General features: G+C 60.9%; 19 protein-coding genes and 1 pseudogene. 8 read left to right on the forward strand and 12 right to left on the reverse strand.

The genetic code is table 11. The annotated features are described in order from the left end of the window. Window positions 1-496 precede the first annotated feature (496 nt). Together AC1MEW_RS24645 and AC1MEW_RS24650 are read right to left on the reverse strand one after the other, a co-directional pair. Complete coding sequence (locus AC1MEW_RS24645; protein ID WP_480423881.1) at window positions 497-1,228, reverse strand: DUF72 domain-containing protein; 732 nt, start codon at window positions 1,226-1,228, stop codon at window positions 497-499. A gap of 4 nt (window positions 1,229-1,232) precedes the next feature. Then, on the reverse strand, window positions 1,233-1,454 hold the full coding sequence (locus tag AC1MEW_RS24650) for a hypothetical protein (protein WP_201257390.1): 222 nt from the start codon (window positions 1,452-1,454) through the stop codon (window positions 1,233-1,235). Between the two features lie 182 nt (window positions 1,455-1,636). On the opposite strand from AC1MEW_RS24650, the gene AC1MEW_RS24655 reads away from it, so the two are divergent. Next, window positions 1,637-2,068, forward strand: a complete 432-nt coding sequence (locus AC1MEW_RS24655; RefSeq protein WP_201257391.1) for a nuclear transport factor 2 family protein — start codon at window positions 1,637-1,639, stop codon at window positions 2,066-2,068. Between the two features lie 206 nt (window positions 2,069-2,274). Here the strand turns inward: AC1MEW_RS24655 and AC1MEW_RS24660 are convergent. Continuing rightward, window positions 2,275-2,409: pseudogene (locus AC1MEW_RS24660) on the reverse strand (polysaccharide lyase family 7 protein); the annotation flags it as partial. 154 nt (window positions 2,410-2,563) lie between these two features. Here AC1MEW_RS24660 and AC1MEW_RS24665 point away from each other — a divergent pair. Both AC1MEW_RS24665 and AC1MEW_RS24670 read left to right on the forward strand, forming a co-directional pair. Continuing rightward, window positions 2,564-2,878: a DUF2388 domain-containing protein gene (locus AC1MEW_RS24665; RefSeq protein ID WP_201193261.1), complete on the forward strand. Its 315-nt coding sequence runs from the start codon at window positions 2,564-2,566 to the stop codon at window positions 2,876-2,878. Window positions 2,879-2,991: 113 nt separating this feature from the next. Further along, the gene (locus AC1MEW_RS24670; protein ID WP_201257393.1) at window positions 2,992-3,393 is read left to right on the forward strand and encodes a hypothetical protein; all 402 of its coding nucleotides are present in this window, start codon (window positions 2,992-2,994) and stop codon (window positions 3,391-3,393) included. A gap of 196 nt (window positions 3,394-3,589) precedes the next feature. On the opposite strand, the gene AC1MEW_RS24675 is transcribed toward AC1MEW_RS24670, so the two are convergent. From AC1MEW_RS24675 to AC1MEW_RS24695, 5 genes are all read right to left on the reverse strand, one after another. Next, on the reverse strand, window positions 3,590-6,019 hold the full coding sequence (locus AC1MEW_RS24675) for an efflux RND transporter permease subunit (RefSeq protein WP_480427333.1): 2,430 nt from the start codon (window positions 6,017-6,019) through the stop codon (window positions 3,590-3,592). Between the two features lie 27 nt (window positions 6,020-6,046). Then, window positions 6,047-7,123 (reverse strand): WD40/YVTN/BNR-like repeat-containing protein, encoded by a 1,077-nt coding sequence (locus AC1MEW_RS24680; RefSeq protein WP_480423884.1) that lies wholly within the window; start codon window positions 7,121-7,123, stop codon window positions 6,047-6,049. Between the two features lie 134 nt (window positions 7,124-7,257). Further along, a complete protein-coding gene (locus tag AC1MEW_RS24685) occupies window positions 7,258-8,622 on the reverse strand; it encodes a DUF1329 domain-containing protein (protein ID WP_480423885.1) in 1,365 nt (454 codons plus the stop codon). 32 nt (window positions 8,623-8,654) lie between these two features. Then, window positions 8,655-10,484, reverse strand: coding sequence for a DUF1302 domain-containing protein (locus AC1MEW_RS24690; RefSeq protein WP_201257396.1), 1,830 nt, complete (start codon window positions 10,482-10,484; stop codon window positions 8,655-8,657). Window positions 10,485-10,765: 281 nt separating this feature from the next. Beyond that, a complete protein-coding gene (locus AC1MEW_RS24695; protein ID WP_242486418.1) occupies window positions 10,766-11,830 on the reverse strand; it encodes an AraC family transcriptional regulator in 1,065 nt (354 codons plus the stop codon). Between the two features lie 210 nt (window positions 11,831-12,040). Between AC1MEW_RS24695 and AC1MEW_RS24700 the strand changes: the two genes are divergently transcribed. The 3 genes from AC1MEW_RS24700 (at window position 12,041) to AC1MEW_RS24710 (ending at window position 15,379) form a co-directional block, all read left to right on the forward strand. Next, on the forward strand, window positions 12,041-13,702 hold the full coding sequence (locus tag AC1MEW_RS24700) for a GMC family oxidoreductase (protein ID WP_480423886.1): 1,662 nt from the start codon (window positions 12,041-12,043) through the stop codon (window positions 13,700-13,702). After that, entirely contained in the window at window positions 13,671-14,030 is a 360-nt protein-coding gene (locus AC1MEW_RS24705) for a hypothetical protein (protein WP_201257398.1), read from the forward strand. Before AC1MEW_RS24700 ends, AC1MEW_RS24705 begins: the two co-directional genes overlap by 32 nt. A gap of 221 nt (window positions 14,031-14,251) precedes the next feature. Beyond that, window positions 14,252-15,379, forward strand: a complete 1,128-nt coding sequence (locus AC1MEW_RS24710) for a CaiB/BaiF CoA transferase family protein (protein WP_201257399.1) — start codon at window positions 14,252-14,254, stop codon at window positions 15,377-15,379. Window positions 15,380-15,551: 172 nt separating this feature from the next. On the opposite strand, the gene AC1MEW_RS24715 is transcribed toward AC1MEW_RS24710, so the two are convergent. From AC1MEW_RS24715 to AC1MEW_RS24730, 4 genes are all read right to left on the reverse strand, one after another. Beyond that, a complete protein-coding gene (locus AC1MEW_RS24715; RefSeq protein WP_322268121.1) occupies window positions 15,552-16,106 on the reverse strand; it encodes a DUF2889 domain-containing protein in 555 nt (184 codons plus the stop codon). Then, entirely contained in the window at window positions 16,107-17,879 is a 1,773-nt protein-coding gene (locus AC1MEW_RS24720) for an arylsulfatase (RefSeq protein ID WP_201257401.1), read from the reverse strand. Between the two features lie 132 nt (window positions 17,880-18,011). Continuing rightward, entirely contained in the window at window positions 18,012-19,463 is a 1,452-nt protein-coding gene (locus AC1MEW_RS24725; protein WP_480423888.1) for a coniferyl aldehyde dehydrogenase, read from the reverse strand. Between the two features lie 111 nt (window positions 19,464-19,574). Next, window positions 19,575-21,626 carry an alkyl/aryl-sulfatase gene (locus tag AC1MEW_RS24730; protein WP_322268118.1) on the reverse strand — a complete coding sequence of 684 codons (2,052 nt, stop codon included), beginning with the start codon at window positions 21,624-21,626 and terminating at the stop codon, window positions 19,575-19,577. A gap of 433 nt (window positions 21,627-22,059) precedes the next feature. On the opposite strand from AC1MEW_RS24730, the gene AC1MEW_RS24735 reads away from it, so the two are divergent. Together AC1MEW_RS24735 and AC1MEW_RS24740 are read left to right on the forward strand one after the other, a co-directional pair. After that, window positions 22,060-22,845 (forward strand): enoyl-CoA hydratase/isomerase family protein, encoded by a 786-nt coding sequence (locus tag AC1MEW_RS24735; RefSeq protein ID WP_480423890.1) that lies wholly within the window; start codon window positions 22,060-22,062, stop codon window positions 22,843-22,845. A gap of 46 nt (window positions 22,846-22,891) precedes the next feature. After that, window positions 22,892-24,139 (forward strand): thiolase family protein, encoded by a 1,248-nt coding sequence (locus AC1MEW_RS24740; protein WP_323570530.1) that lies wholly within the window; start codon window positions 22,892-22,894, stop codon window positions 24,137-24,139. The last annotated feature ends 3 nt before the right edge of the window (window positions 24,140-24,142 follow it).

The raw sequence follows: 24,142 nt of genomic DNA on the forward strand, positions 1-24,142 counted from the left end.
GCCATCCGCCCTTCCATCCTCACACGCGAAGGCCCCTGGTTCACGGCACGCAGGCAGCATGTCGTGGGTTCCCGCACATCAGGATTGGAGGGTGGGCACACAAGGCCGACGGTTCCATCGACCTCAGTTTATATGTCCCTACTGAACTGACTTTTTATCATTATTGGCTTCAGCTACTTGAGCGACATTGATCCTGTTTGCACGCCGCTAGGGCGAACGAACTGAATAGGTCAAAGCAAGTTGGCAGGCAGAATATCACGACACGGCAAACCCGCGCGTCTGTTCCCGACTTGGTGGTCTGTATCTGTGTCTGGATATATCGGCGGTGGCTGGCAAAACCTGATGGTGGATGGTGTGGGTTTGAGGTGTCTGGGCCGGCCTCTTCGCGAGCAAGCCCGCTCCCACAGGGGATCTTCGGTGAACACAACATCTGCACATACGACACCGCCCAATTGTGGGAGCGGGCTTGCTCGCGAAGAGGCCCCCACAGAGACCATCAAACGGATGGTTTCAGAAGCGCCTGCAAGCTCAACGCATTACCAGTGGCAAACCCACCCGCCGTGTTATCAAAAACGCACCACGTCTCGGCCCCCGCCCGCACCGACGCTTGAATCTGCGCAGCCAATACCTGCAATCGACTCAGCTCATAGTCGCTGTAATAAATCCGTGGCGAGCCATGCAGCCGCCAGTAACGTACGCCCGACCACCCGCTCGCGACCCCGCCACCGGTGATGGGCGATGGATCGGCCGCGACCCGAGCGATCCTCTGTTCGATCAGTAAACCGCTGGCCGCACGCCAGGTTTCATGTCGAGGCTCAAGCACCACCGAACCCTCATAACGCTGGCGCAGCATCCGGAAAAACCCTGCGGCTACTTCAGCGTCATAGGCCAGCGACGGCGGCAACTGGATCAGTATACAACCCAACTTGTCGCCCAACTGCGTGCATTGAGCAAGGAACTCGTCGAGCAACGCTTCGCAGTTCTGCAAGCGCTGAACATGGGTAATGAGCTTGGGGATCTTCACCGAAAAACGAAACGTCGACGGCACCGACTCCGCCCAGCGCCGATAGGTTTGTGGCTGATGCGGGCGGTAGAAGGAGCTGTTGATTTCAACGGCTGACAGTTGCGCGGCATACCGTTGCAAGTGGGTGCCGGTATCAGGAAACATCGCCCCGTGTTCCCGGGGCACGCTCCAGCCTGCGGTGCCGATATAAACCGCTCTGGACACCGATTCAGGTCCCACCTCCCAGTCCCGCTATCGAATTGGCAAAGACGACGCCCGCCTCCCGCACCAGCACACGCCACTCTGCGCTGTTGATGAGTCCTTTGCGTTCCATCTCATCGGCAGCCTTCAGCAGTTCGTCGTAGTGCTCTTCGCTGTCCATGCGGATCTCGGGTTGTCTCAGCAATTGGTACCACGCAGCCAAGGCTTGCTGCTTTGCTTGATCATTCATGGTCGAGCTTCCGTGGGTCGTTTCCCCTTGGAAGTGTCGAGTTGAAGGGCCGTTCCTCGCGCCCGACAAATGGCGGTAAACGCCCGAATCGCTTGCTGACTTCTCCCTAAAATATCTGCTACGTTGTACGACGACTGACAAATTAATCAGTCGCGACCACCCACAACAACAAGGAAACACCCATGACAAAAACCAAAGTGCTGATCGGTTTTCTCTGTCTCTTCAGCGGCTATGTCGCCGCCGCCCCGGCTGCTGCGGACAAAGACGTGGCGCAAGCCGTGGACCATCTGACCCAAGCCATGCTGCACAAAGACATTCCCGGTCTTGAAGCACTGACAGCGGCCAACCTGAGCTATGGGCATTCCAGCGGCAAAATCCAGGACAAGAAAGCCTTCATTGCCGATATCGAAACGGGCAAAAGCGCGTTCAAGACATTAGAGATGCAGAACCAGACCATTACCCTGTCGGGTGATACGGCGCTGGTCCGCAACCACTTCTCGGCACAGGCGCTCAACGGTACTGAAGTGGTGCCGACCGAGATCGAGAACCTGCAGATTTGGCAGAAACAACATGGGAAATGGTTGTTGGTTGGGCGTCAGGCTTTCCATATCTGACTTGTCTGCCAGTTAAAGGGTGTCTGGTCTGACGCCTTCGCGAGCAAGCCCGCTCCCACAGTGAATCGGCGTTGGGCACGTAATTACCGATCAACACCGGACCCTGTGGGAGCCGGGCTTGCCCGCGATGAGGGCGGCACATCCAGCAAGGATGTCGGCTGACACTCCACCATCGCGAGCAGGCTCGCTCCCACAGGGGGGATTTGTGGTGACCAGAAGAAAAGTGAATCGCCGGATCTAAAGTACTGATCGATATAGCAGTCCAACAGTCGCGGCGTATCGATGACTTTGGCGGGTGTTCCGACCGGGATCGTCGAGTTCCACGTTGCCAGTTCAATCATCTCGACTCTCCTTGGGGACGACGGGACCCTACAGCACTTATGACTGATGCCCTCCTACAAGGTTTGTGCGCAGGAATTGAACTCCTGAGCCCCGCCGCACCTCCTAAGTAATGTGTTACTTCCTTTTCGCTTTACGCTGTTGGAGGACGACGCCATGCGCCGCATGCTACTCATTACTTCTCTGATATTGTGCCTGCCCATCGGGTCAGCCCTGGCCGTAAGCGGCAAGGATGTTGCGACCTCGGCAGGGGTTTCCGCTTCCCTTTATTCAACCTTCAAAGACCACAAAATGGTGATTCCGGCTCGGGATGACGTCTCTGCGTTTGTCGCCAGTGACGGCGCTATTCGTGGGGTCTACATGGAAGCGGTGTTGCATCAGATCCGCCAGGACAACCCTGGCCTCAACGCCACCGACGAAGACCTGGCCAATGCGATCCTCGTTCAATACGAAGGGCCAGCGCCTCACTAACCACCTATGTTCACTCGCGTGAGTATCAGGGGCAGGCTTGTATAAATGCCTGCCCTTGGTCCGCGCTCGAACGCTATGGGCAAAACTGATCGCGGGCCACTATGATTGAGCCCATGACGACCTCGGCCCCGATCCGTTCACCCTGCCCACCCGGTGCCTGCATTTGCGGGCGTGACCCGTTGCTGGAAACTCCCGGCGCGGACGTGCGCATCCTGTTTCTGACCCGTCAGGATGAAAAACGCTTGCTTGAGCGTCTGGAAAACCTGCAAAGCCTGGCCGACCTTGAACACGTGCAGCAGCTGATGTACGGGCGCTTGGGCATTCGAGTTGAACTGACGCCGAGCTTCAATGAAGTGCGAACCATGCGCGGCATCGGCATTCAGATCGAGGAACTGCCGGGCCTCTGCCGCAAGACCCGCGCGGCGATTCCGGCCGCCATTCGCCGCAGCCTGGAAAAGCGCCCGGAGATCGCCTACGAGCTACTCAACGCCAACGACTTGCTGCGCGATGCCTGAGTGTTTCACCGCCGCATCACTTGCTTGAAAAATCTGTTGGCGGCGGCGGGCAAGCACCAGGCCTCATTGAAAGTACGCAAAACCTGTGGGAGCGGGCTTGCTCGCGAAGGCGCCAGCACATTCAACCCATAAGTTGACTGACAGACCGCTTTCGCGAGCAAGCCCGCTCCCACAGGGCCTGCAGTGGTCTTGAGAGCTAGCGCACTTTACGCAGCAAAAAGTGCGACAACGCCGGAATCAGCACCAACGCCCCGACCATGTTCCAGATAAACATGAAGGTCAGCAGGATGCCCATGTCCGCCTGGAACTTGATCGGCGACCAAGCCCAAGTGATGACGCCTGCCGCCAGGGTGATGCCGACCAGCGCCACGACCTTGCCGGTGAACGCCACCGCATTGCGATACGCCTCGGTCAGCGACAACCCGGCACGCTGCTGCGCCAACTGCACACTCAGCAAGTACAACGCGTAGTCGACGCCAATCCCCACGCCGAGGGCGATCACCGGCAGCGTCGCGACTTTCACTCCCATGCCGAGCCAGACCATCAGCGCTTCGCACAAAATCGAGGTCAACATCAACGGCACCACAGCAACCACCACCGCTCGCCAACTGCGGAAGGTGATGAAACACAACACAATCACCGCGCCATAGACGTACAGCAACATGGTCCGGTTGGCCTCGCGCACAACGATGTTGGTGGCTGCTTCGATCCCGGCACTGCCGGCGGCCAGCATAAACTGGCGATCACCATTGCTGTGTTCACGGGCAAAGGTTTCGGCGACTTGCACCACGCGGTCCAGGGTTTCGGCCTTGTGATCGGACAGGTAGGCCACGATCGGCATCATCGAACAATCATTGTTGAACAGGTCCGGGCTGCTGACCGAGGCCTGCTGCGCGCCGTAATTCAGCACATTCTGGTTGCGAGCGATGGTCAGCCACTTCGGGTTGCCTTCGTAAGACCCAGCCGTGATCTGCCGCACCGCGTTGACCAGCGACACGGTGGTTTGCACGCCCGGTTGCTGCTGCAACAGCCAACCCAAGCGATCGGCCTCCACCAGCGTTTCGTATTTCAGGCAGCCTTCGCTGGGGGTCTTGAGCATGATCGCGAACTGATCGCTGGACAGCGAATAGTTGGCAGTAATGTAGGCGTTGTCGCGGTTGTAACGCGAATCGGCGCGCAGTTCCGGGGCGCCGGGGTCCAGATCGCCGATCTTCAGATGATGGCTGACGACAATCCCGCCCACCGCCAACACCGCCGCCACGCTCACGGCGATGGTGGCCCAACGGCGTTCGGTGAACTTGTCGAGGAAACTCCAGAGCGCGCCCATGCCTTTGCCGCGCAGCTCTTCGTTTTCCGCGCGCAAACTGCGCACGGCCGCTTTGCGACTGACGCCCCAGTAGGACAGCAACACCGGCAGCAGCACCAGGTTGGTGAAGATCAGCACCGCGACGCCGATGCTGGCGGTGATGGCCAAGTCCTGGATCACCGGGATATCGATCAGCATCAACACCGCAAAACCCACGGCATCCGCCAGCAACGCGGTGAGTCCGGCGAGGAACAAGCGGCGGAAGGTGTAGCGCGCAGCGACCAGTTGATGGGTGCCACGCCCGACGTCCTGCATGATCCCGTTCATCTTCTGCGCGCCGTGGGACACGCCGATGGCGAACACCAGGAACGGCACCAGAATCGAAAACGGGTCCAGGGCAAAACCGAACAGCGCCACCAGGCCCAATTGCCAGACCACAGCGATCACCGAGCAGAGGATCACCAGCGCGGTACTGCGCACGCAGCGGGTGAAGTAAAAAATGATCGCCGTGGCGATCAGCGCGGCGACGCCGAAGTACAGCATCACCTGCATCAGTCCATCGATCAGGTCACCGACCAGTTTGGCGAAGCCGATCACGCGGATCTTGATCGGGCCTTTGCCCTCTTCCCCCGCAACCCGCACCCGGCCTTCGAATTCGTACTTGTTGCGCAGCTTCTCTTCGAGGGTTTTAGAGAACTGGTGGTAGTCGATGCCCTGGCCGGTAACCGGGTCTTTCTCCAGCAGCGGCACGAAGATCATGCTCGACTTGAAGTTGTTGCCGATCAGGCTACCGACGATCCCCGAGCGCGCAATGTTCTGCCGCAACTGCTGAACGCTCTGGGCCGAGCCGTCGTAGGAGTCGGGCATCACCGGCCCGCCCTGGAAACCTTCTTCGGTGACTTCGGTCCAGCGCACGGCCGGGGTCCACAGGGACTTCATCCAGGCACGATCAACGCCCGGGGTCACGAACAGTTCGTCGTTGATCTCCTTCAAGGCATCGAGGTAATGCGGATCGAAAATATCGCCGTTGCTGCTCTCCACCACCACCCGCACCGCGTTGCCCAGGCCGCGAAGGGCCTGACGGTTTTCCAGGTAGTTTTTGATGAAGGGCTGGCTCTGAGGGATCATTTTTTCGAAGCTGGCATTGAGCGTCAGCCGGGTCGAGGCAAAAAAACTCAGCGCCAGCGTCACCAGCAAACAGGCCAGCACCACCCACAGTCGGTTGTTAAAAATCAGCCGTTCCAGGGTGTTTCCGGAGCGGGCATCGAAGCCCTTGAGCTCGCGGATGACCGGCATTGTTTCAAGTTCGTAGTGACCCATCATGCTGTTCTCTTTGTTATGCCGGGCTTATTCGAGGGGCAATTGCCGCAAACCACGGGTGCCCGCGAGCACCAGTGCGCCGCTTTTAGTGATCTGTGCGGCGGCCACCGGGGCCAGTGAAGTGTTCGGTTGAATCTGAAAACTGGCGCCGTCGTCAGCGCTGACCAACACTTGCCCGGCCTGGCTGACCAGGACGATCCGGCCGTCGGCGGTCACACTGCTGGCGGTGATGCTGATCGGCAAACCGAGTTCGACTTTGTTCCAGCTCGCGCCGTCGTCAGTGCTGCGGTAGACGTTGCCGCGCAAGCCGAATACCAGCGCAACCCCGGGTTTGCCGGTGATGCCGAAAAAGCTGCCGTTATAGGGCGTGGGCGTTGCCTTGAATCGAGCGCTTGGACGATCCAGTTTCAACACCAACCCTTGCTCGCCGACGATGAACAATTGGTCACCCACCGGGCGCAGCGCATAGAGGTTCAGCGCAGTCGGGTTGTCGGTGCGCTCCAGCAACGGCGTCCAGTGGCGACCGCCATCGTCGGTGCGAAAAATCAGGTTGAAGGCACCGACGATGTAGCCGACCTGATCGCTTTCGAACCAGACATCCAGGAAGGGTTTGTCGGCGCCCTCCTCGACCATGCGTTGAGCGTCATTGACCCGCGCTTGCAGGTCGGCGTCGTCCGGTTGGCGGGCGAGTTGCTGCCGGTAATAGTCGAGCATGATCGGGCCGATCTGACGGCCGTCCAGTTGTCGGTTCCAGGTCTGGCCAGCGTCGCTGCTGTGCAACACCACGCCATCGTGCCCCACCGCCCAACCTTGTTGCGGATTTGGAAAGTGCACCGCCACCAGGTCGGAACTGACCGGCACCGAGGCCTGCTGCCAATGTTGGCCGGCGTCATCGGAGTACAAAATGTGCCCGCGCTGACCCACGGCAATCAACCGCTCGCCGGCCCGGGCCAATCCCGTCAGTGTGGCGTGGGCCGCCAGGGCGCTGGGCAGCGCAGGTGTATCGAGCACATCGGCAAATTCACCGGCCACCGCCGGATGGGTAAACGGCACCGCCATCGCTGCCGCCAATGCGGCCAGCAAAAACCACTTGATCGTTGTCATTTTTATTATCTCGGGTGCACACCACCGCCTCCTTGTAGGAGCGAGGCTTGCCCGCGAAGGCGGTGTATCAGTAACGATGATGTCGACTGACACACCGCCTTCGCGGGCAAGCCTCGCTCCTACAAGGATCGGGGTTAACGGATGCCGGTACCGGCCAGCGACTCGGCGGACCATTGGGCCTTGGACAGTGGCTCGATGTACTTCAAGCCACCGTAAGGACCGTAGAAACCGTTCATGTTGTAGGCGCCGGAAACCAGGTCATAGAGCATGTGGTTGATGGTGTCCGGGGCTTGCACGTCGTAGCTGTAGGTCAGGTGCGAGAAGCCGCCACGGTAGAGCTGGCCACGGGCGTCATACTCGTCGGATGCCAAAGCAATCCAGCTGTCCTCGTCGAGGTAGAAGGTGCGCTTGCTGTAGATGTGGCGTTTGCCCGGTTTGAGCGTGGCCTCGACCACCCACACCCGGTGCAGCTCCCAGCGCAGCAGGTCGGGGTTCACATGGTTGGCCTTCATCACGTCGGCCGCGTCTTTGTGGTAGCTCAACTTGTAGGTGTTGTACGGCACGTAGAGTTCTTTTTTGCCCACCAGTTTGAAGTCGTAACGGTCCATCGCTCCGTTGAACAGGAACGCGTCGTCGTAGGTGGCGGCGCCGACAGTGCCTGGGTTTGGCGTGTCGTAGGCCAGGTCCGGCGCGAGCTTCACCCGACGTTGCCCCGGCAGGTATTGCCAGGCGCGACGCGGCTGTTTCAGCGGGTTGACCGAGTCCATTAGCAACAGTGCTTCACCGGCGCGACGGGCCGGGCCCGAGTAAGCCAGTTTGATCTTGTAGAACACCTCATCGGCGGATACCGGGCCAGCCGGGCGTGCCGGCGCGTACAGCGGGTATTCGATGAAGAAGTTGCCGGTGGAACTCAGCGAGGCCGCGCCCGAGGAGTCAACGTTCCAGGAGTCGTACTTGTTGGTCATCGCCACGCCTTGATAGCGCAGCAAGTGGTTCCACATCGCTTCGTTGCCGTCAGCCGGAATCGGGAACGGCACGCCCGGCAAGACGTTTTCCAGACCGAGGCCACCGTCGGTGGTCTTGGCGGTCACGGCATTTTTCGCGGTGTTGTCCAGCACCCCTTTGGGCAACGCAATGGTGCGGTGGGTCGGGTACACGTCGAGGCGATAAGTCGGGTAACGGGTGAGCAGCGCCTGGGTGGTGGCGGTGAGTTTGTCTTTCTGCTCGGCGAGGTTCTGGGTGGTGATCACCAGGCGCGGTTTTTCATTGCCGTACGGGTCCGGGCGGAACGAATCACCGGTCTTGAATTCAGCCGGAATCGTGGTCAGGCCGCCGGTGTACGCCGGAATAGTGCCATCGGCATTCGCCGCTTTTTCCGCGCCGACGGCGGTCAGGCTGCTGCCCAGTTTGGCCGCCTGGTCAGGGCTGACGGCGGCATAGGCAGATGAGGCAACGGTCAGCGCCAGAGCGCTGGCCAGGATTGATTTGACGAAATTCATGGGGTGTCTCCTGTTAACACACAGCTCTTGGTTCAGAGGGTGGTTTTGAATGTGAGGGCAACCATGCCGCGATCCTTGAGCTGCGCAGGGATGCCGGCAAACGAAGTGGCCTGGCCTGGAACGCAGTTGTATTGGCCGTTGGCGCCGGGCGCGGCACCGTCGCCATGTGCCGAGGCACTGCCGGCAGAGCCACACGTGTCGAAGTCGCCGAAGTTATCAACGTACTTGAGGTCGAAGCGGTACTGAGTGCGCACGTCCATGCCGACCCCGACCGAGTAACTGCCGGTGCCCTTGTTACCGCCCAATTGCACCGAGGACTGGCCTGCAAGGCCGACGTTGTAGCTGACCGGCAGGTACATATCGATGCCGGGGAAAACCTGGTACCAGGTCGGCGTAAAGTTCATCCCCATGATGTAGTTGTCTTTGGTGACCTTATCGATGCCCTGGTACCAGTCATCGCCCTTGAACAACTGCTGGTTCTCGGTCACGTCCAGCCAGCGGCTATACGCCACTTCCACCAGCAACGGCGCGGTGTCCCAGACCGGCGTCGGGCCGAAGGTGGTCAAGCCATTGAGCACCGCGTGCACGGTGTTGCCGCGGGCGACGCCGTTTTCGCCGTTGAAGCTGCTGATAACACCCGGCTGCCCCGCCGCTGCCGGCGAAGGATTGACGGTGGCCGGCACGCTGGACAGCGGCATGTTGTGGCGATAGTTCACGTCCAGCCCGAAGCTGACCCCTTCAATGTTTTTCGCCAGGCTGATGCCGTAGATGTCGATGTCATCCACGTAAAACTGGTTGTAGCTGCCTGCGTTACCCGAGATCAGCTGCGGGATACCAACGGCGGTCGGTTGCAGCGCAATGTTGGGCAGCATGTCGGAGGTTTTGCGGTAGTAGAAACCCAGCGTGCCGTCCAGCCATGCCGGGCTCCACTTGGCCATCAGGCCGAAGTCACCACTTTGGCTCGGCGTAAACGTATGGCCGTTGTTGAGTCGCAGGTACTCGTTCGCCCCCACCGGCCCGGGCACGCCGAACAACGGGTTGGCGCCGCCGATCAGCGACAGATCGTGGCCGCCATTCTGAATCCCGTCGTTGAAGCCCAGGAAGGTGCCGGACTCCGGAATGCGCGAGGCATCCCAACCGAAAAAGTACTGTGCGGCGAGGGTCAATTCGGAGTTGACGGTGAGGCTGGTGGACAACTGTTTACGCGGAATAAACAGCTCTTTGGATTCGGTACCGGGCACGGTCAGCGCTTTGGTCAGGTCCAGGCCTGCCTGGCCGTAGCTGTTGCCATGGGCGAACGCCAGAATGCTTTCGCCCCAGTACACGTTGTGCTTGCCCAACTTGCCGCTGAGCAACGATTCGTCGCCGATCTCGGTGCTGCCGAACACAAACGCATCGAGCAACTCGGAGGACGGTCCGTTGTAGTAGCGGTCGACATAGCCACTCTGGCGGTTCGAATCGGGCTTGCCGTTATTCAGCTGATTGGTCGACGGGTTGGTGCTGCCAACGTCGTCATAGGCATGGTCGTACCAACTGTTGGCGCTGACCCGAAAACCCAGGTTCTGCTTGAACACCACGTCCAGTTCCGACAGCACATCAAGGCGTTCGGAGACCGGGCTGCCCGCCGAAAAGTTGCGGTCACCGTCGTTGCTGTTCCAGGTATTGGACAGCTTGCTGTTCGCGCCCTCGACCCGCTGGGCATAGTTGAGCTTCAGGGTGTTGTCGAAGCGCACCGACAAGTCATCGTTGCCGGTGTTGAACTCAAAAGCATAGACGGGACCGATACCCAGCCCGGCGAGAACCGCCGATGCCAGGAGCCCACGTCGCAGATTTGGATGGCAGATCTTATTGTTGTTATTCATCTAGCGTGCTCGCCTTGGCTGATTCAAGAACATGCGACTGGCCGGTGCACTCCTGCGCGGGGGCGCTGGCCGGATCGGTCGAGGTTGTTGTATCGCGAGCGACCGGCAGGCTGCCGGTCAATTGGGCCAAATCGTCGGTCAGCGCAATTTATGTGGGATGTGGTTGGGATTTATGTGGGAGCGGGCTTGCTCGCGAAGAGGCAGCGTCAGTCAATATCGAAGTCGACTGACACACCGCTTTCGCGAGCAAGCTCGCTCCCACAGGGTTAGCGTTGGACGGTTTAGAACTGCTGCCGGAAATCCGTCGGCGACAGTCCGGTCCAGCGCTTGAAGGCACGGGTGAAGTTGCTGGTGTCGCTGAAGCCCAGCAGAAAGGTGATTTCGGTCACCGGGCGTGAGGCCTGGCTCAGGTAACTGCAGGCCAGTTCTTTGCGCGTGTCATCGAGCAGTTGCTGGAAATGGGTGCCGCGCTGGGACAGTTTGAGCTGCAGTTTGGTCGGGCTCATGCACAGCGCACTGGCGACTTTGTCACGGCTGCAATCACCGTCCGGGAGAAACTCGATGATCTTCTGGGTCACCCCGGTGATCACGTCACTTTTGTCCAGCCGCGCCAGATAACTGATGATGATGTTGTCGTTGACCTGGGCCAGCTCCGGGCAGGAGCCGCTAAGCGGTTGTGCCAGTTCGGCCTTGTCGAACACCAGCAAACTACTCGCCTGCCCGAACAACACCGGCGCCCTGAACAACGCTTCATACGGGCCGGCGCCCTCGTGGGGCATCGGCCGGCACAACTCCACGCGAACCGGTTTGAATTCCTGTTTGTAGAGCAGGCGCATGGTACGAATCAGAAAACCGAAAAACGCATCTTCGGTCTCGTTGCTGAGCCCGACCAAGTGATCGAAGCGCATCAACACCTGCTCGTCAGCCTGATTGAGACTGGCCTTGGCAACCTGGGACACCAGACGGAAATAGCGCTCCAGCCGCCGGCAGAAATCCAGCAGCGTGCCACTGGCCGCCAGTGAATAGCCCAAGGCATGCAAATGCGTGAGGTGAATGTGTTTGGCCACGGTCAGGCCGAAATACGGGTTGTTGGTCACATCGACGCAGGCTCGATACAGCTTGTTCATCGTCGCGGCCGGCAGGCGGGTCATCGGGTCAGTGGAGACGTCCAGCGGAATACCGATGGCGGTAAAGATCCGTTTGCTGTCCACACCGCTGGCGTCCAGCGCCCGGGCGATGGCCACGGTGTAGCTGCCGATGGTGGTGGGCTGCAACGCGTCTTCACGCAACGACGGTTCGGTGTCGGGCGAATCCAATTCCGAACCTGACATTTTCGAATCTGACATGAGCCTGCCTGCTAGGGATGCGAAAGCCGATGTTCACCGCAGGCCACGCTTGGGTCAATGACCCACCCGGCCAGTATCCCGGATGTCCCGGTGCTTGGCGTGTTAGTCACCTGTCCCGCTGACCTTTGAATTCATTCAATTGACCGGTAACGGCAGGGTGGTTCTGCCCACAATGCGTTCACGTTGTGCAGCGAATAAAGAGAAGAACGCATGAACGAGAACACGCAATTCGATTACATCGTAGTTGGCGCGGGAGCTGCCGGCTGCGTGGTTGCCAGTCGCTTGTCGGAAGATCCGGACATTTCGGTCTGCCTGCTCGAAGCCGGCGGCCCGGACACCAACCCGCTGGTGCACATGCCGGCCGGTGTCGCGGCGATGGTTCCGACTTCGATCAACAACTGGCAGTACCAGACGGTGGCGCAGTCCGGCTTGAATGGTCGGGTCGGTTATCAGCCACGGGGCAAGACCCTGGGCGGCAGTTCTTCGATCAATGCCATGGCCTATCACCGCGGCCACCCGGAGGATTTCGACCGCTGGGCCGCCCTGGGCAACCCGGGCTGGAGCTATCAGGAGGTGCTGCCGTTCTTCAAGCGCGCCGAACACAACGAACACTTCACCGACCCATTGCACGGCCAGAACGGCCCGCTGAACGTACGCTTCCATTCCTCGCCCAACCCGTTTGGCGAAACCTTCGTCGAGGCTGGCATTCAGGCGGGTTACCCGGCGTGCCCGGATCAGAACGGCGCGAGCATGGAAGGCTTTGGCCGCGTGCAAGTGATGCAAAAGGACGGACAGCGTTGCAGCGCCGCCCGCGCTTACCTGACGCCCAACCGCCAGCGGCAGAACCTGAACATCGAAACCCACGCCCACGCCACCCGAATCCTGTTTGACGGCAAGCGTGCGGTGGGCATCGAATTCCTGCAAAACGGTGTCAAGCGTACCTTGCGTGCCCGACATGAGCTGATCCTGAGCTCCGGCGCGTTCAACTCGCCGCAGCTATTGCTGTTGTCCGGGGTCGGCCCGAAAGGAGAACTGCTGAAGTTCGATATTCCGGTGGTGCATGAACTGCCCGGTGTTGGCCGCAACCTGGTGGATCACATCGATTACGTGCATTCCTACCGGGTCAAATCCCGGCACCTGATCGGCTTATCGCTGGCAGGCATTTGGGACATCACCAAAGCCGCGTTTCGCTACTGGCGACAGCGCAGCGGCCCGTTGACCACTAATTTCGCCGAGGCCTGCGCCTTCGTCAAAACCACCCCGGACCTGCCGCAGGCAGACATCGAACTGGCCCTGACCATCGCCATGTTTGCCGACCATGGGCGCACGTTGTATCGCGGCCACGGCTTGAGCGTGCATGCCTGCCTGCTGCACCCGAAAAGTGTCGGCCAGCTCAGCCTCGCCAGCACCGACCCGATGGTGGCGCCGCTGATTGATCCGGCGTTCCTGACCCATCCCGATGACATCAAGACACTGATCAAAGGCTACCGCGTGATCGAGAAAGTCATGGCGACACCGGCCTTCAAGGCGCTTAACCCTCGGGATGTAATCGACGCGCCAATGAACACCGATGCCGAGATCGAGCAGGTGTTGCGCAACCGTTCCGACACCCTTTATCACCCGGTGGGCACCTGCAAAATGGGCGCCGACGCCATGGCGGTGGTCGACGCCCGGCTTAAGGTGCACGGCCTGGAAGGCTTGCGCGTGGTCGACGCGTCGATCATGCCGACTATCATTGGATGCAGCACCACGGCCGCCACCGTGATGATCGGCGAAAAAGCCGCCGAGTTTATCCGCCAGGACCGCGCGGCCGGCACCGCCATCACTCAAAGGGATGATCATGAACCCAGCGCCGCTCATCACCACGCCTAAGCTGCTGACGGTTGCCGCCGTCGTCGAACTCGCCACCGGCGTGGCCCTGCTGCTCACCCCCGGCATTGTCAGCAATGTGCTGCTGGGGATTGTCGGGACCGACGTGACCAATCTGTTTGCGCGGTTTTTCGGGATTGCGCTGATTGCGCTTGGGATTGCTTGTTGGCCGAGACCCATCAGTGTCGGCGCGGTGCGGGCGATGCAGGTCTACAACGGAGCAATTGCGCTGTACCTGGCGTATGTCGGGGTGTTTGTCAGCAGCGGTCTCTTGTTGTGGCCCGCAGTGGTGTTTCACAGCGTGATGACCCTCCTGCTGCTTCGCCGCTAACCCAACCCAACGCAAATCAAATGTGGGAGCGGGCTTGCTCGCGAAAGCGGTTTCACATTCAACACATGTGTGGAATGACACACCCTCTTCGCGAGCAAGCCCGCTCCCACATGGGACTGTGGGCATTCTGCGGATCACCGTTCAACCCGCAATGACCTGTCCCTCCTCACTCGCCATGCAACATTGAATCCCTCAATCCATTGATCCAAAGGAGTACGCACATGGGCGTATTGGACGGCGTTCGTATCGTCGAAATTGCCGGCATCGGGCCGGGGCCGTTTTGCGGCATGTTGCTGGCGGACATGGGCGCCGAGGTTATTCTGGTGGAGCGTGCCGGCAGCAAGGGCGCCGACCTGCTCGACCTGGGCCAGCACGCCATCGTCAATCGCGGCAAACAGTCGATAGCCCTGGACCTCAAGGACCCCGAAGCCATCGAAGCGGTGCTGCGTCTGATCGAAGGCTGCGATGCGCTCATCGAAGGCATGCGCCCCGGCGTCATGGAACGCCTGGGCTTGGGCCCGCAAGTGTGCCTGGCACGCAATCCACGTCTGGTTTACGGGCGCATGACCGGTTGGGGCCAGCACGGCCCATTGGCCCAGGCCGCCGGCCACGACCTGAACTACATCGCCCTGTCCGGCGCCTTGTGGTTCAGTGGTGAGGCCGGCCAGCCACCGATGGCGCCGCCGACTCTGGTCGGTGATCTGGGCGGCGGCGCGCTGTACCTGGCGATGGGCATTCTGGCGGGGATCATCAATGCCAGCACCAACGGTGTCGGTCAGGTGGTGGACGCGGCGATTGTCGACGGCAGTGCCAACCTGATGAACCTCTTGCTGTCGGCGCATGCCGCCGGCCAACAGCCGCTGGAACGCGGTTGCGGGTTGCTTGATGGCGCCCATTGGGGCCGCACGTATGCCTGCGCCGATGGCTTGTTCGTCAGCGTGCAAGCCCTTGAACCGCAGTTCAATGCGCTGCTGTTCAACAAACTGGGGTTAGGCGACGATCCGGACTTCAAGAAACCTTACGACCCGCGCCTGTGGGGCACGTTGCGCGAACGACTGGCCACGGTGTTTGCCAGCCAGCCCCGCCAGCACTGGATCGACCTGCTGGAAGGCAGCGACGCCTGCTTCGCCCCGGTGTTGACCCCGGCCGAAGCCCTGAACCATCCGCACATGGCCGAGCGTGGCGTGTATTCGCGCACCGAAGGCGTATTGCAAGCCGCACCGGCTCCACGGTTTTCGGCGACGCCTTCGGCAGCGGGTTCAGTGCCCAAGCGTGGGGAGCACACGGCGCAGATCTTGCGCAAGGCTGGTCTGGATGAGAGCCGGATAGAACGGTTGCAGATCGGCTAAACACACATCCCCTGTGGGAGCGAGCTTGTGTGGTGAGGGAGCTTGCTCCCGCTGGGCTGCGAAGCGGCCCCCTTTGTTCGCAAAAAGAAAGGGACTGCTTCGCAGTCCAACGGGAGCAAGCTCCCTCGCCACAGGGTCAGTGTCAGGTTTTAAGGTCCAGGAAGACCTAACATCATTTTTTCAGGAACACCGCCACCGGACTGTCCTCGCGCAACGCGTGACAGGTGTTAAGCAACCGCCCGGTAGCATCACGATAAGCCTCGACATCCTCGGCCGTACGCGGCGCAACCATCGCGCGGGCCATGGGAATCGTCTGGAACGCCGTGGTGGCAATCGGCAGCAGCAACTCGGTCAAATGCACGCAACCGCCGATCCCGCCAAACAGTTCTTTGATCCGCCGCGAAAACCCTGACCCGATCCGTTCCCCCAGCAGTTTTTCATAGGCCGGCATTGCCCCACGGCATTCGCTGGTGGGCACGTCGGGCATCGACACCCGTACCTCACGCACGATGAAGTCATCGTCCAGGGTCAGCCGAATCCACATGCCGTGATAGGTCTGCCCCGCCGCGACGATCCGGCCTTCAGCAAGGGTCACCGGATGGGTTTTGCTGTCGTTCAACCGCCCTTCGATATCCCACAGGCCATCGGTGCGCAAAAAGCCCTGGCATTCGACCTTGCGCCGGTGAATCAGCCGGCGCCCCCACTCATCGACCTCGTCGATCATCATTCAAACCGCCTGCTTGCGACGACGACGCCACACCAGCACGCCCACCAACAACAGCAGCACCGCTGCAATCGGCGGTGCGGCAGCCTTGAGCTTGGGCATCACCACGTGCTTCAAGGCATACATTTGCCCTTGGTGCATGTAGTCATAACCGGCCGGCATCGGCAGTACACCGTTGAGGCGGGCGTACTCGGCGTAGTCGGCTTGCATGCTGACAAAGCGCTCGGGCATTTGCTGTTGCAGGTCATTCACTTCTCCGGGGTCGGTGGCGATGTTGTAGAGGTGCCATTGCTCATTGCCCACCGGTTTCAGGCTTTTCACCAGTTTGTAATCACCCTTGAACAGCGCTGCGCTGCCGGACAGTTCATAGCCGATGGCCTGGTCTTCGGGGTGCACGCGATCCGCTGTGCCCTTCAGCACTGGCACCAGACTGTTGCCGATCATCGGCTCTACGGCCCGTCCCTGATATTCACCGCTGTGCGCGGCAACCCCGGCGACATCGAGCAAGGTCGGGACAATGTCCGTGACGTGGGTAAACGCTTTGACGATGCGGTTGGTTTGCATGCTCGGCACGCCGGACACAATCAACGGCGTGCGCAATCCGCCCTCGCCGGCAAAGAACTTGTAGCCACTCAGGGGCGACGCGGCAGCGCTGGCCCAACTCGGGCCGATGCTGGTGAACGCGCCCTTGCTGCCCAGGCGATCAAGCTCGCGGGTGTAGTGCATTTCCAGCCATAGCCGGATCGCTGGAATTGCGTACGGATCGGTAGGTTCGCTGCCGTTGTCGGAGAGGAACACAAACACTGTGTTGTCGTAATCGCCGGTGGCTTTGAGGTGGGCGATCAGGCGGCCGATTTCCCGGTCCATGGTTTCGCCCATGCCGGCATACACCTCCATGCGTCGGGCTTCGTAACGTTTTTCATGCTCGTCAAGGGCATCCCAGTCGGCGGTGCTGGCCATGGTTTGCATGCCGCTCCCGGCGGGAATCAACCCCAGTTCGATGGCGCGCTCACGACGGGCCTGGCGCAAGGCCGTCCAGCCTTGGTCGTACCGGCCACGGTACTTGTCGATGACATCCTTGGGCGCCTGGACCGGCACATGATTGGCCTGAAACCCGAGGTAGGCGAAAAACGGTTGGCCGTCCTTGCGATCCGCCGCGATGTATTCCATGGCCTTGTCGACGATAAAGGTCGAGGAGTAGTAATCCTTGGGCAGGTGCGCCGGCTGACCGTTCTCGAACCAGGCAGCCTTGTCGTACAGCGGCGCGTAGGGCCGCTCTTCCCAGTTGTCGGAGCCGCTATCGGCCTGGATGAACGAACGTTCGAAGCCACGGTTGTTGGGCAAGGTGTCGGCGGTTTTGCCCAAGTGCCACTTGCCGGTGATGTAGGTGTGATAACCGCCGTCCTTGAGCTGGCTGGCGACGGTGATCGCATTGTCGTTGAGCACACCGCTGTAGCCGGGTTTGCCCAGGTGTTCGTCGGGCATGGTTTCCGGCATGTTGCCGACGCCATTGCGGTGGTTGTCGACGCCGGTCATCAGCATTGAGCGGGTCGGCGAACAGGACGCAGTCACGTGGAAATCGGAGAAACGCACACCTTCGCGGGCCAGGGTGTCGATGTTCGGCGTGGCGATTTCACTGCCGAAGGAGCCGACATCGCTGTAGCCCCAGTCGTCGGCGACCAGGACTACGATGTTTGGGCGTTTGGGTGCGGCGAAACACTGGGTGCCGAGTGCCAGGCAACAGATTGCCAGGGCAAGTGGTTTGAACGCAATCATCAGGAGTTCCTTGTTCTCATTGTGGGAGCGGGCTTGCTCGCGAAGAGGCCATCACATCCAACATTGATATTGGCTGACACACCGCTTTCGCGAGCAAGCCCGCTCCCACATTGGATTTGTGTATGGCTTGAGTCAGGGTTTCAACAGCGCGCCCATCACCCGTTGAAACAGCGTGCCGTAAGGCGGCCGCAGCAGGCCCATGACGTCCCAGAACGGTGGTGTGAACACCGAACGTTCCAGGCTGAACGCCTTGAAACCATAACCACCGCGATAACGACCAAAACCCGAGTGGCCGCAGCCGCCAAAGGGCAAGTCGTTCTGGAACAGGTGCTGCATCACTTCGTTGATACAGGCGCCACCCGAATGGGTGCGTTCCAGCACATGCCGGGCCTCGTCACGGTCGTGGCCGAAGTAGTACAGCGCCAGCGGTCGCGGATGCGCGTTGATGTAGTCGAGCGCCTCGCTGAGGTGGCGATAGCTGCGGATCGGCAGCAGCGGGCCGAACACTTCCTCTTGCATCGCCAGCGTGCTGTCCGGCGGGTCCACCAGCAGGGTCGGGGCGATCTTGCGCGAAGCGCTCAAGTCCTCGTTGTCCGGATTGACCTCGATCACCCGTACACCGTGTTGGCGGGCGTCGTGCACACAGGCTTGCATCCGTCGGTATTGACCGGGCGTGGCCATGGCCGTGTAGTCCGGGTTATTGAGCAGCGTCGGGAACAGGCGCCGCAGTTCGGCTTGCATGCAGCTCAACAACCGCTCGCGATCCGCCTCGTGCACCCAAACGTAATCCGGCGCGATACAGGCCTGCCCGCTACTGATGCCCTTCCCGGCCCAGATACGCCGGGCGGCGTTTTCCAGGTCAGCGCCCTGGCCGATGATCGTCGGCGACTTACCGCCCAGTTCAAGGGTCAACGGCGTCAGATTTTCTGCGGCAGCGCGCATCACCAGGCGCCCGACCCGGGGGCTGCCGGTAAACACCAGGTGATCCAGCGGCATCGCGGAGAAGGCCGCGCCCAGTTCGGCACCGCCGATAAACGCCGCGACTTCGGTGTCATCGAACTGTTCGGCCAGCAGCTCAATCAACAATCCTGCGGTGGCCGGGGACTGGTCGGAAAACAGCAGAATCGCCCGGTTACCCGCCGCCAGCGCCTCGGCCAACGGCCCCAGCGCGATGGCGATGGGGAAATTCCACGGCGAGATAATGCCGATGGTGCCCAGCGGCTGAAAGTGAATCTCGGCCCTGGCGCCCAGCCAACCGCTGCCCAGTTCGGCTTTGCGCCGTTGCGGGTGCATCCAGCGGTGCACATGGTCGCGGGCGTATTTGAGCCCCTGCACCGGCAACAGCACATCGGCCATCAGCGATTGGTCATGACTGCGCCAGGTGAAGTCCTTGGCCAAGGCCTCGCAGAGTGGCTGCTGATGATCGAGCAACAGCTTGATCACCCGGTTGATCCGTGCAATGCGCAAGTCCGCCGATGGAGGTCCTTCGGACAAAGAGGTGGCCTGCTGACGGGCGAGAACATCCGCCACCCGTTCGGCGAGCGTATCGGCCGGCGTGTTGGAGTCGTGTAGCGCAGCGTGCATGGTCAGGCTCTCCAGTATCGAAAAATGGCTTTCTGTAGGAGCAAGGCTTGCCCGCGAAGGCGATTTCAAGAACACCATCGCCGACAAGCCGTGCGCCTTTACGCTGCGCCTCTAGTGTGCCGACGCATTCGGCCCGACCAACTCAAAGTCCGGGGAGAATTTGTCCAACGAACCCAGCACGTCATACACCGCCATTTTGCTGCCATCGATCTTCAAGTCACCTTTGAACACTGCTTCAATCGGAGACATTTTTTCGGCCAGGATCGCGTTCAGCGTCTCACGAGTCAGGGTGAGCGTGGCGTCAGCCTTGTCAGCGTTGTAATCGGCGATGTAAGTCAGCGCCGAGTTCTCCAGATTGAGCATGTAGCGCTGGCCCGACGGACCGACGTCAGTGAAGTTCCAGTTGAGGACGATGTGTTTGCCCTCAACATCCGGAGCCTTCAGCCGCACACCCAGGTAGTCGAAAATATTGTTGATGGTCAGCGCCCGCAGCATGTCGGGGCTGGCGGTGCGCAGCGGCGAGGCGAGTTTCTTGCCACCGCTGCGGTGCTCCATGGCGGCGGCCAGGTAGCTGTTGCGCTCGACCGCCGATTCAGCCTGATAACCCAGTTGTTCAAGGGCATCGGCCGCCAGTTCACGCGCGGCGCTGTTGTTCGGCTCAGCGTAGATCAAATGGCTCATGGCTTGTGCCACCCAGCGGTATTCACCGTTGGCAAAGTCAGTGCGGGCACGGGCCAGCACCGCATCGGCACCGCCGCCATACTCGACAAACTTCTTGCCGTAATCCGTGTCGGACAGCGCATCCAGATTGGCCGGATTGGAGTCATACCAGCCCATGTATTGCTGATACACAGCCTTGGAGTTGCGCTGCACCGAACCGTAGAAACCATGGGTAAACGCCTCGCTGGCCAGGCTCGCCGGGACGTGATCACGCATGTATTCAGCCATCTCGACCGGTTTGTAGCCCTTGTTGATCAGGCGCAATGACTGGTCGTGCAACCACTTGTACATGTCCCGTTGCTTGGACAAATAGTTGACCACGCGCTCGTGACCAAACACCGGCCAGCCATGCTGCCCGACCAGAATGTCGGCGCCGGGGGCGAATTGATGCAGGGCTTCGTTGAGGTATTTCGACCAGGCCAGGCCATCGCGAATGGTCGCACCGCGCAGGGTCAATAATTGATGCTGGGTCGGCAGTGCCAATTCACCGGTATCGAGGACCTTGAACTGCGGGAAGTAATGGATGAACTCGGCCGGCGCCTCGGTGCCGGGGGCCAGCATGTTGACGATCTCGACGCCATCGATATTCAGCGTTTGCACCGGTTTGCTGAGTTCGAGGGTGGGCGGGATCAGGGTGATGGTGCCGTTGGACAACGCCTTCGCGCCGCCCAGGTCAATCTGGCCCTGGGCGCTGCGCGGCAACGTGGTACCGAACTGGTATTCGGCGCGGCGGCTCATGGCGTTGCCAGCCATCACGTTTTCGGCGACTGCTGTCTCCATGAACCCGGCCGGGGCAATGATCTGCACCTTGCCCGACTTCACGTCCGCTTCATCGACGATGCCGCGAATGCCCGCGAAGTGATCGACGTGACTGTGGTTGTAAAACACCGCCACCACCGGTTTTCTCGGCCGATGCTGGTAGTACAACTCAAGGGCCGCATGCGCCACTTCGGTGGCGAGGTTGCAGTCGACGATGATCAGGCCGGTCTGGCCTTCAATGATCGTCATGTTGGTCAGGTCGAGACCGCGCACCTGGTAAAACCCGTCGGTGACCTTGAACAACCCGGCGGCCATGCTTTTGCGTGCCTGGCCCCAGAGACTCGGGTTAACCGTTGCCGGTGCCTCGGCGCTGTCGAGAAATTCGTAGCCCTTGAGGCTGTACACCACATGCCCATCGGCAGCGGTGGTTTCGGCGTCGGGGATGGTGGCGATAAATCCGTGCTGGATGTCGGCTTCGACCTGCGGATCGACCGCTGGCATGGTGTGCGCCGTGGCCGCGTTGACCGCAATGGTCGCCGCCGTCGCCACTTTCTGGCCGCCCTGCCCTGCGCTGTTTTGAACCGCTTGCCAGGGAACACCGGCCTGGCCGCGTGACCAGTGCAAAGCACCGGCAATACTGGCGGCCAACACGGACACCGTCAGCACGACACGGAATGTTTTCATCGCAGGGTCTCTCTCTAATTGTTATTGGATAGCCGTAGCGATGGTGCAAGCAAGCGCCCGTGACCTGCCGGTCTTCTCGATCAATTCGTCTGTCTTCACAGGCGCGGAGGCGGAACACATAACACTTGTGGCGCGGGGCTTTTGTGGCGAGGGGGCTTGCCCCCGTTGGGCAGCGAAGCAGCCCCAAAAGCAGCAGCTTGATTTGCCTGACGCACCGCGCCGACTGGTTGACGACTGCTGCGCAGCCAAACGGGGGCAAGCCCCCTCGCCACAAAAGCCCCCTCACCACAAAGTGTTCGTAGGGCACAAGACCTGCACCTCCCCCTGCGGACAACCGCTTTCGTTGCAATGACCTGCGCAGCCCTTGGCGCCCTTCCTACTATCGGCCCATCAACGACGCCAACAGTGCGAAGAACAATAAAGGGGAGTTGTCATGAGTGAAGAGGTCTTGCTGTATGAAATCGTCGGCCCGGTGGCGCGCCTGACGCTCAACCGGCCCCGGGCCATGAATGCGTTGAACCTGGCGACACTCGCCGAGCTCGAACACTGCCTCAACGACATTGCCCTCAATGACGAACTGCGGGTGGTGATCCTCACCGGCAACGGGCCGGCCTTTTGCGCCGGTGCTGACTTGAAGGAAGTGTTGGCCGGTTCAAGCCTGCCGGCCGGCGAAGCGGACTTTCTCGACCGCGCCAACAAGGTCTTCGGCCAGTTGCGCAACTTCCCCAAACCGGTGATCGCCGCCCTCAACGGCGTGACCATGGCCGGCGGCCTCGAACTGGCCATGTGCGCCGACATCGTAGTGGCTGCGCAAACCGCCACCCTCGCTGACGCCCACGCCAATTTCGGCGTCTATCCGGGTGCCGGCGGCGCGGCGGTATTGCCACGGCTGATCCCGTTGAACATGGCGATGTACTTGCTGCTGACCGGCAAATCCCTGTCGGCCACTGAGATGAAAGTCTATGGCCTGGTGTGCGAAGTCCACGCCGATGCCGAACTCGCCGACGCCGCCCTGGCGCTGGCAAACCAGATCGCGAAAAAAAGCCCGATTGCCCTGCGCCGCATGAAAGAAGTGGCCCGCGCCTCGGCGGACAAATCCCGCGACGACGCCTTGCTGCATGAGCAAGTGATGTTGCGCCAGCACCTGCGCACCGCCGATTTCCAGGAAGGCTTGCAGGCCTTTGGCGAAAAACGCGCACCGAACTTCAAGGGCCGCTAGGCCGCCACGTCTCCGCCCCACCCCCCGGAATCAGCAGGAACAGACAATGAACGATATCTACGTAGTGGGCGTTGGCATGACGCCGTTTGGCCGCTTGCTGGAGCGCAGCGTCTACGACATGGTCGAGGAAGCCGTGGGCCTGGCGTTGAAGGATGCCGGCGCCACCACGGCGGACGTCGGCTCGGTGTATTACAGCACCATGACCAATGGCATGTTGCAGGGCCAGACCGGCATTCCCGGCCCGATTGCCATGCGCCGCATCGGCATCGAAGGCGTGCCGGTGTTCTCGGTGGAAAACGCCTGCGCCTCCGGCTCCTCGGCGTTCAACCTCGCGACCCTGGCGCTGCGGGCCGGTCAGTGCGACATCGCCCTGGCGGTCGGCGCCGAGAAAATGAACATCCCCGACAAGGCGAAGATGTTTGCCGTGTTCGATGGCGGCTGGGACGTGTCCACCGTCGAGCAAAACAAGCACACCTTGCTGGCCATGGGCGAAGGCATTGTGCCGCCGCCGGGCACGGTTTCCGAACGCCCGTACAGCGTGTTCATGGACGTGTATGCCGCGATTTGTCGCAACCACATGCTGCGTTACGGCACCACGCAACGACAGATCGCAGCCGTCGCCGCGAAGAACCACCAACACTCGGTGCACAACCCGCTGGCGCAGTTCCAGCAAGCCTTCAGCATCGATGAAGTGCTGGCCTCGCCGCCGATTTGCTACCCGCTGACCACGCTCATGTGTTCGCCGATCAGCGACGGCGCCGCCGCCGTGCTGCTGTGCAACGCCGACGGTCTCAAGCGCTTGAAAAACGCCGGCGATCGCGCCGTTCGCGTGCTGGCCAGCGTGGTGCAGACCGGCACCCATCGTGGCCTCGACGAACCGGAAAAAATCGTCGCGCACCTGGCGGCGAAAAAGGCCTACGCCCTGGCCGGCATCGACCCGGCTGACGTCGATGTCGCAGAAGTCCATGACGCCTCGGCCATCGGTGAAATCCTCAACGCCGAGTCGCTGATGCTGGTGCCATTCGGCGAAGGCGGCCCGGCGGCTGAACGCGGTGATTTCACGGTCGGCGGGCGGATGCCGATCAACCCGTCCGGCGGCCTCGAATCCAAGGGCCACCCGATTGGCGCGACTGGTCTGGGACAGCTGCATGAACTGGTCACGCAACTGCGCGGTGAAGCCGGCAAGCGTCAGGTCGAGGGTGCGCGCATTGCCATTCAGGAAAACGGTGGTGGCCTGTTCGGCATCGAAGAAGCCGTGGTCGCCGTCAACATTCTCGCCAACAAAAATACTTAAGGA

Source organism: Pseudomonas sp. ASL4, assembly GCF_056680395.1.

Coding starts and splice junctions, on each gene's coding strand:
- AC1MEW_RS24690 (WP_201257396.1), bottom strand. CDS start 10,484: ATGAATAACAACAATAAGATCTGCCATCCAAATCTGCGACGTGGGCTC.
- AC1MEW_RS24705 (WP_201257398.1), top strand. CDS start 13,671: ATGAACCCAGCGCCGCTCATCACCACGCCTAAGCTGCTGACGGTTGCC.
- AC1MEW_RS24735 (WP_480423890.1), top strand. CDS start 22,060: ATGAGTGAAGAGGTCTTGCTGTATGAAATCGTCGGCCCGGTGGCGCGC.
- AC1MEW_RS24685 (WP_480423885.1), bottom strand. CDS start 8,622: ATGAATTTCGTCAAATCAATCCTGGCCAGCGCTCTGGCGCTGACCGTT.
- AC1MEW_RS24720 (WP_201257401.1), bottom strand. CDS start 17,879: ATGATTGCGTTCAAACCACTTGCCCTGGCAATCTGTTGCCTGGCACTC.
- AC1MEW_RS24655 (WP_201257391.1), top strand. CDS start 1,637: ATGACAAAAACCAAAGTGCTGATCGGTTTTCTCTGTCTCTTCAGCGGC.
- AC1MEW_RS24695 (WP_242486418.1), bottom strand. CDS start 11,830: ATGTCAGATTCGAAAATGTCAGGTTCGGAATTGGATTCGCCCGACACC.
- AC1MEW_RS24650 (WP_201257390.1), bottom strand. CDS start 1,454: ATGAATGATCAAGCAAAGCAGCAAGCCTTGGCTGCGTGGTACCAATTG.
- AC1MEW_RS24670 (WP_201257393.1), top strand. CDS start 2,992: ATGACGACCTCGGCCCCGATCCGTTCACCCTGCCCACCCGGTGCCTGC.
- AC1MEW_RS24730 (WP_322268118.1), bottom strand. CDS start 21,626: ATGAAAACATTCCGTGTCGTGCTGACGGTGTCCGTGTTGGCCGCCAGT.
- AC1MEW_RS24725 (WP_480423888.1), bottom strand. CDS start 19,463: ATGCACGCTGCGCTACACGACTCCAACACGCCGGCCGATACGCTCGCC.
- AC1MEW_RS24665 (WP_201193261.1), top strand. CDS start 2,564: ATGCGCCGCATGCTACTCATTACTTCTCTGATATTGTGCCTGCCCATC.
- AC1MEW_RS24680 (WP_480423884.1), bottom strand. CDS start 7,123: ATGACAACGATCAAGTGGTTTTTGCTGGCCGCATTGGCGGCAGCGATG.
- AC1MEW_RS24740 (WP_323570530.1), top strand. CDS start 22,892: ATGAACGATATCTACGTAGTGGGCGTTGGCATGACGCCGTTTGGCCGC.
- AC1MEW_RS24700 (WP_480423886.1), top strand. CDS start 12,041: ATGAACGAGAACACGCAATTCGATTACATCGTAGTTGGCGCGGGAGCT.
- AC1MEW_RS24675 (WP_480427333.1), bottom strand. CDS start 6,019: ATGGGTCACTACGAACTTGAAACAATGCCGGTCATCCGCGAGCTCAAG.
- AC1MEW_RS24715 (WP_322268121.1), bottom strand. CDS start 16,106: ATGATGATCGACGAGGTCGATGAGTGGGGGCGCCGGCTGATTCACCGG.
- AC1MEW_RS24710 (WP_201257399.1), top strand. CDS start 14,252: ATGGGCGTATTGGACGGCGTTCGTATCGTCGAAATTGCCGGCATCGGG.